The sequence below is a fragment of the Agromyces albus genome, assembly GCF_004134825.1.
In the GTDB taxonomy this organism is placed as follows: Bacteria; Actinomycetota; Actinomycetes; order Actinomycetales; family Microbacteriaceae; genus Agromyces; species Agromyces albus.
Genome location: NZ_SDPN01000082.1, coordinates 1 through 5,646, shown reverse-complemented (window position 1 = coordinate 5,646; position 5,646 = coordinate 1). Strand labels below are relative to the sequence as shown.

Here is a 5,646-nt window from a genome sequence, read left to right as displayed (position 1 = left end):
GGCATCGCCGGCGCCGACCGCACGTGCCCCGGGCGCTCGCCTGGCCGCAGCGACGGGCTTGCCCTTGGGAGCCGGGGCCGCGGCGCCGACCGCCTTCGCGACGGCGGCACGAGTCTGCCCGGCAAGTCGCTCCTGCAGCTCGCGGAGGTCTTTCGAGCTGCCGAGGGCGCGGCCGCGCTCGTCGACGGCGCGGAACGAGATGCGCAGGTGCGTCGGCACCCGATCGAGGTCGAAGTCCGACGGATCGACCGGGGCGAAGGTGAGCCGGCGGATCGCCTGTCCGATCACCGCGGCGAACGGCTCCCGGGCGGTGCCCGATTCGGGGCCGTCGGGCAGCTCGGCCGAGATCCTGTTCGCCCACTCCGCCGCCGGCACGACCTGTCGGCGCAGCACCTTCGGCAGCGTGCGGAGCATCGCCGTGATGAGCTCGTCGCGCAGGCCCGGCACCTGCCAGTCGAACCCCGTCGGCTCGAGGCGCGCGAGCAGCACGAGGGGCACGAGCACGGTGACGCCGTCGTCATCGGCACCGGGTTCGAAGCGGTAGCGCAGCGAGAGCGTCTGGTCGCCCTGCCGCCAGCGGTCGGGGAATCCGGCGCGGTCGTCGGTGGGAGCGTCCTCGCCGAGCACGTCGGCCGCCGACATCGTGAGCAGGTCGGGCCGGTCGCGATGCTCGCCGCGCCACCAGCGTTCGAACGAGCGCGTGTCGGAGACATCCGCCGGCACCCTCGACTCGTAGAACGAGACGACGGCTTCGTCGCCGGCGAGGATGTCGCGTCGACGGGTGCGCTCCTCGACCTCGCCGAGCTCACGGCGGAGCTCGCGGTTCTTGCGGAGGAACGCGAAGAGCCGTTTGTCGAGACTGCTCGTGTCCCAGTCCTCCTCGACGAGCGCGTGACGGATGAAGAGCTCGCGGGCGAGCTCGGGGTCGACGCGGGAGAGCTGGATGCGCCGCTTCGCGACGATCGGCACGCCGAAGAGCGTGACCTTCTCATCGGCGACGGCTGCGCCCTGCCGTCGCTCCCAGCGCGGCTCGCTGAAGCTGCGCTTGGCGAGGGGCCCGGCGAGCTGCTCCGCCCATGCCGGGTCGATCGCCGCGTTCGTGCGGGCGAACAGCCGGCTCGTCTCGACGAGCTCGGCGCTCATCACCGCGGCCGGTGGCTTCTTCGCCAGGGCGGACCCGGGAAACAACATGAAGCGCGCGTTCCGGGCGCCGAGGAACTCGGCAGCCGGGCGCCGGCCGCGCTGCTGCTGTTCTCGCGTCGAGCCCGCGCCGCCGCGGCCGCTGCCCGTGCGCGAGTCATCGCGAAGCCCGATGTGCGAGAGCAGGCCGGCGAGGAGCGCGCGATGGATGCCGTCGGGATTCACCTTCGGGTCGCCGAGGTGCAAGCCGAGCGGCTTCGCGAGCCGCACGAGCTGGCGATAGAGGTCCTGCCACTCGCGCACGCGCAGGTAGTTCAGGAACTCGGACTTGCACATGCGCCGGAACGCGCTGCCCGAGAGCTCGCGCTGCTGCTCCTCGAGGTGGTTCCAGAGATTCAGCAGTGTCAGGAAGTCGCTCGTCGGGTCGACGAACCGGGCGTGGAAGCCGTCGGCCTGCTCGCGCTTGTCGAGCGGACGCTCACGGGGGTCCTGGATCGTGAGCCCCGCGACGATCGCGAGTACTTCGCGGCTGACGCCCTGCGCCTTCGACTCGAGCACCATGCGCGCGAACCGCGGTTCGATCGGCAGGCGAGCGAGTTGCCGGCCGATGCGGGTGAGCTGCGGGCCGTCGCCCGTCGCCGTCTCGTCGAGTGCTCCGAGCTCCTTCAGGAGGTCGAGCCCGTCGCGGATGCCGCGCGAGTCGGGCGGCGTGAGGAACGGGAAGTCCTCGATCGCGCCGAGCCCGAGCGAGGCCATCTGCAGGATGACCGCGGCGAGGTTCGTGCGCAGCACCTCGGGATCGGTGAACTCGGGCCGCCGCTCGAAGTCCTCTTCGGAGTACAGGCGGATCGCGATGCCGTCGCTCGTGCGACCCGACCGGCCCGAGCGCTGGCTCGCCGAGGCCTGCGAGATGGCCTCGATCGGCAGGCGCTGCACCTTCGAGCGCACCGAGTACCGGCTGATGCGAGCCGTTCCGGCATCGACGACGTAGCGGATGCCGGGCACGGTGAGGCTCGTCTCGGCAACGTTCGTCGCGAGCACCACGCGCCGCCGCAGCCCGGCGATCTTCGACGGCTCGAACACCCGGTGCTGGTCGGCGGAGGAGAGTCGCCCGTAGAGCGGCAGCACCTCGGTCTCGCCCGAGCGGCCGCCCGCGCGGTTGTAGTGCGCCCGCACGGCGGCCTCGGCGTCGCGGATCTCGCTCTCACCCGAGAGGAAGACGAGCACGTCGCCGGATGACTCGCGCTCGAGTTCGTCGAGGGCTTCGAGGATGCCGCGCTGCACGTCCTTGTCTTCAGCGGCGGCGCCCTCGTCGTCGTCGGCATCGCCTGCACCCGTCTCGGCGACGAGCGGACGGTAGCGGATCTCGACCGGATAGGTGCGACCCGACACCTCGATCACGGGAGCCGGGTTGCCCGCGGCATCCGCGAAGTGCTTGGCGAAGCTCTCGGGGTCGATCGTCGCGCTCGTGACGATGACCTTGAGGTCGGGCCGGCGGGGCAGCAGGCGCTTCAGGTAGCCGAGGAGGAAGTCGATGTTGAGGCTGCGCTCGTGGGCCTCGTCGATGATGATCGTGTCGTAGCGGCGGAGCTCGCGGTCGCGGTGGATCTCGTTGAGCAGGATCCCGTCGGTCATCACCTTGATGCGCGTCGACTCGCTCACGCGATCGGTGAACCGCACCTGGTAGCCGACGAGGCCACCGAGCTCGGTGCCGAGCTCTTCGGTGATGCGCTCGGCGATCGTGCGTGCGGCGATGCGGCGCGGCTGGGTGTGCGCGATCGACTCGCGGCCGAGCTCGAGGCAGATCTTCGGCAGCTGCGTCGTCTTTCCCGAGCCGGTCGCGCCGGCGACGATCACGACCTGGTGGTCGCGCAGGGCGCGCGCGATCTCCTCTCGCTGGCCGGAGACCGGCAGCTCTGGGGGATAGGTGATCGTGGGAAGCACAGCCCTCCATCGTATGCGGTGAGTGCGCCGCCGCGACCCGCCGTGGTAGAACTCGTTCATGTCGACGGATGTCGCAGCACCCGCCGAGGCGACGGCGCCTCGCACCCCGGCGGTCACGGTCCTCCTCGGCCTGCCGCTGCTCCGCGTCGCCCTCGTCGCGCTCGCCGCCGTCATCACGTGGCTGCTCCTCCTCGCGGCGGGGGAGCGCTCGACCTTCCCGCCGTCGCTGCTCTTCGGGGCGGCGATCATGCTTCCGGTCAATGTGGTGTCGCTCGTGCTCGTCCGTCGTGCGCTGCACCGGGAGGGGCTCCGGGCACGCGACCTCATCGGCTTCTCGTGGCGCCGGCTCGGCGCCGACATCGCGTGGGGACTCCTGTGGCTCTCGGCGCTCTCGCTGCCGTTCGCCCTCGCGATCATGGGCATGATGTTCGCCCTCCACGGCGGAGCGGCCTTCGAGCGGTTCGACACGGTCTTCTACGACGAGGCGGCGACGCCCACGCTCGACCGAGCGCTGCTGGCGGCGCTCGCGATCGTCTCCGTCGTCACGTTCGCGCCGCTCAATGCGCCCGCCGAGGAGCTCGTGTATCGGGGGTACTCGCAAGGCGGACTGGTGCGTCGCTGGCCGGCCGCTGTGGCGGTGCTCGTGCCGGCGATCGTCTTCGCCGTGCAGCACGTCTTCTACGCCGCGACTCCCAGCGCTGTGCCCGTGTACCTCGTCGCCTATCTCGTGTGGGGCATCGGCTCCGGCCTCATCGTGTTGTGGCAACGCCGACTGATGCCGATCATCGTCGCCCACTTCCTCGTGAACCTCATGACGAGCGCACCCGCCCTCGTCCTCACGTTCCTGCCCGAGGAGGCGTTCGTCCGCTGACATCGGCGGGCACGCGACTGGGTCGAACGGGCACCGCGCCGCGATTCGCGAGGAGCGAACCGACCTGTCGGTGGCGCAGGCTCCCGTGATGGGATGACTCCATGACCCATTCCTCGGTACCTCGCATCCAGCTCAACGACGGCAACTCGATCCCGCAGCTCGGTTTCGGAGTGTTCAAGGTCGATCCCGACGAGACCGCGCGCATCGTGACCGATGCATTCGAGATCGGCTACCGCCACATCGACACCGCACGCATCTACGGCAACGAGGAGGGGGTCGGCAAGGCGATCGCCGAATCGGGGATCCCGCGCGAGCAGCTCTTCATCACGACGAAGCTGTGGAACGACGATCAGGGCACGCGATCGGTCTTCGATGCGTTCGACGCGAGCCTCGAGCGACTCGGCCTCGAGTACGTCGACCTGTACCTGATCCACTGGCCGACGCCGGCGCGCGACCGCTACGTCGAGACGTGGCGCGCGTTCGAGGAGCTCAGGGCATCGGGCCGGGTGCGCTCGATCGGCGTCTCGAACTTCCTCGTTCCACACCTCGAACGACTGCTCGCCGAGACCGGCACCGTGCCTGCGGTCGACCAGATCGAGCTGCATCCGGCGCATCAGCAGCCGGACACCGTCGAGTTCGCCGAGGAGAACGGCATCGCGATCGAGGCCTGGGGACCGCTCGGCCAGGGCAAGTACCCGTTGCTCGAGCACCAGGAGGTGACGGATGCCGCTGCGGCCCACGGACGATCGCCAGCCCAGGTCGTGATCCGCTGGCACCTCCAGCGCGGCTTCATCGTCTTCCCGAAGTCGAACCGGCGTGAGCGCATGGCGGAGAACTTCGACGTGTTCGACTTCACGCTCGACGACGCCGAGATGGAGGCCATCACGGCCCTCGAGCGCGAGGGCCGGGTGAGCTCGCATCCTGAGCACGTGAACTGAGCGCGCGCCGGGCGCGGGGAGCCTGGTTGCGTGGTGTTCCAGGAGGCCTCCCGCGGCCGGGCCACGCCCCCCCGCGGGTGGTCGTTCGCGCAGGATCGGCGGGAATCCGGGCGACACGCCCGGACTGCAAGCCCGTTTTGGCAGAGCACCCGAGGCGTGCGTAAAGTAATCACTCGTCACCCCAAAGGTGCGGCAGAGCGGAAGAGCTCGCCGGCCTCACGTGGGACCTTCCAATCGCTCAGATCAGAACCTTGTAGGACGCTGTCTGAACGCCTAGGATGACTACTTACTTCCACTGTGAATGCAGGCTTTCCTGCACGTATTCCAGCTGCGAACACAACCTGAAGCTCCGGCCGATCGGTTTGGGAACAGGTTGCGGAAGTGATATAGTAGAGAGGTTGCCCTGAGGGCAGGTCGAAAGACTGAAACTCGGGTGCGTCCGTTTCTTGAGAACTCAACAGCGTGCACTATGTTCAATGCCAAATATCCTCGGGCATCGACCTTTTGGTTGGTGTTTGGGATTTCTTTGAGATTGATGGATTGTCAGTTGTTGACAGTTCTTTGGTCAGGTCAAACAGTTTTCTTTGGAGAGTTTGATCCTGGCTCAGGACGAACGCTGGCGGCGTGCTTAACACATGCAAGTCGAACGATGAAGAGGAGCTTGCTCCTTGGATTAGTGGCGAACGGGTGAGTAACACGTGAGTAACCTGCCCTGGACTCTGGGATAACCCCGAGAAATCGGAGCTAATACCG

At 68.4% G+C, this 5,646-nt stretch carries 3 protein-coding genes and 1 rRNA gene; 3 read left to right on the top strand and 1 reads right to left on the bottom strand.

What is annotated here, in order from left to right; translation table 11 throughout:
• Positions 1-3,144: ATP-dependent RNA helicase HrpA (hrpA, locus tag ESP51_RS20120; RefSeq protein ID WP_129522643.1), on the bottom strand; the 3,144-nt coding region annotated here is incomplete at its 3' end.
• On the opposite strand from hrpA, the gene ESP51_RS20115 reads away from it, so the two are divergent.
• The 3 genes from ESP51_RS20115 to ESP51_RS20105 form a co-directional block, all read left to right on the top strand.
• Complete coding sequence (locus ESP51_RS20115; RefSeq protein WP_129522642.1) at positions 3,143-3,955, top strand: CPBP family intramembrane glutamic endopeptidase; 813 nt, start codon at positions 3,143-3,145, stop codon at positions 3,953-3,955. The genes hrpA and ESP51_RS20115 overlap by 2 nt on opposite strands.
• A gap of 101 nt (positions 3,956-4,056) precedes the next feature.
• Positions 4,057-4,893, top strand: coding sequence for an aldo/keto reductase (locus ESP51_RS20110; protein WP_129522641.1), 837 nt, complete (start codon positions 4,057-4,059; stop codon positions 4,891-4,893).
• A 581-nt stretch (positions 4,894-5,474) separates the two neighbouring features.
• A 16S ribosomal RNA gene (locus ESP51_RS20105) occupies positions 5,475-5,646 on the top strand; the annotation flags it as partial.

What these genes read in the sequence shown, in the direction of transcription:
- ESP51_RS20110 (WP_129522641.1), top strand. Translation starts at nt 4,057, where the DNA reads ATGACCCATTCCTCGGTACCTCGCATCCAGCTCAACGACGGCAACTCG.
- ESP51_RS20115 (WP_129522642.1), top strand. Translation starts at nt 3,143, where the DNA reads ATGTCGACGGATGTCGCAGCACCCGCCGAGGCGACGGCGCCTCGCACC.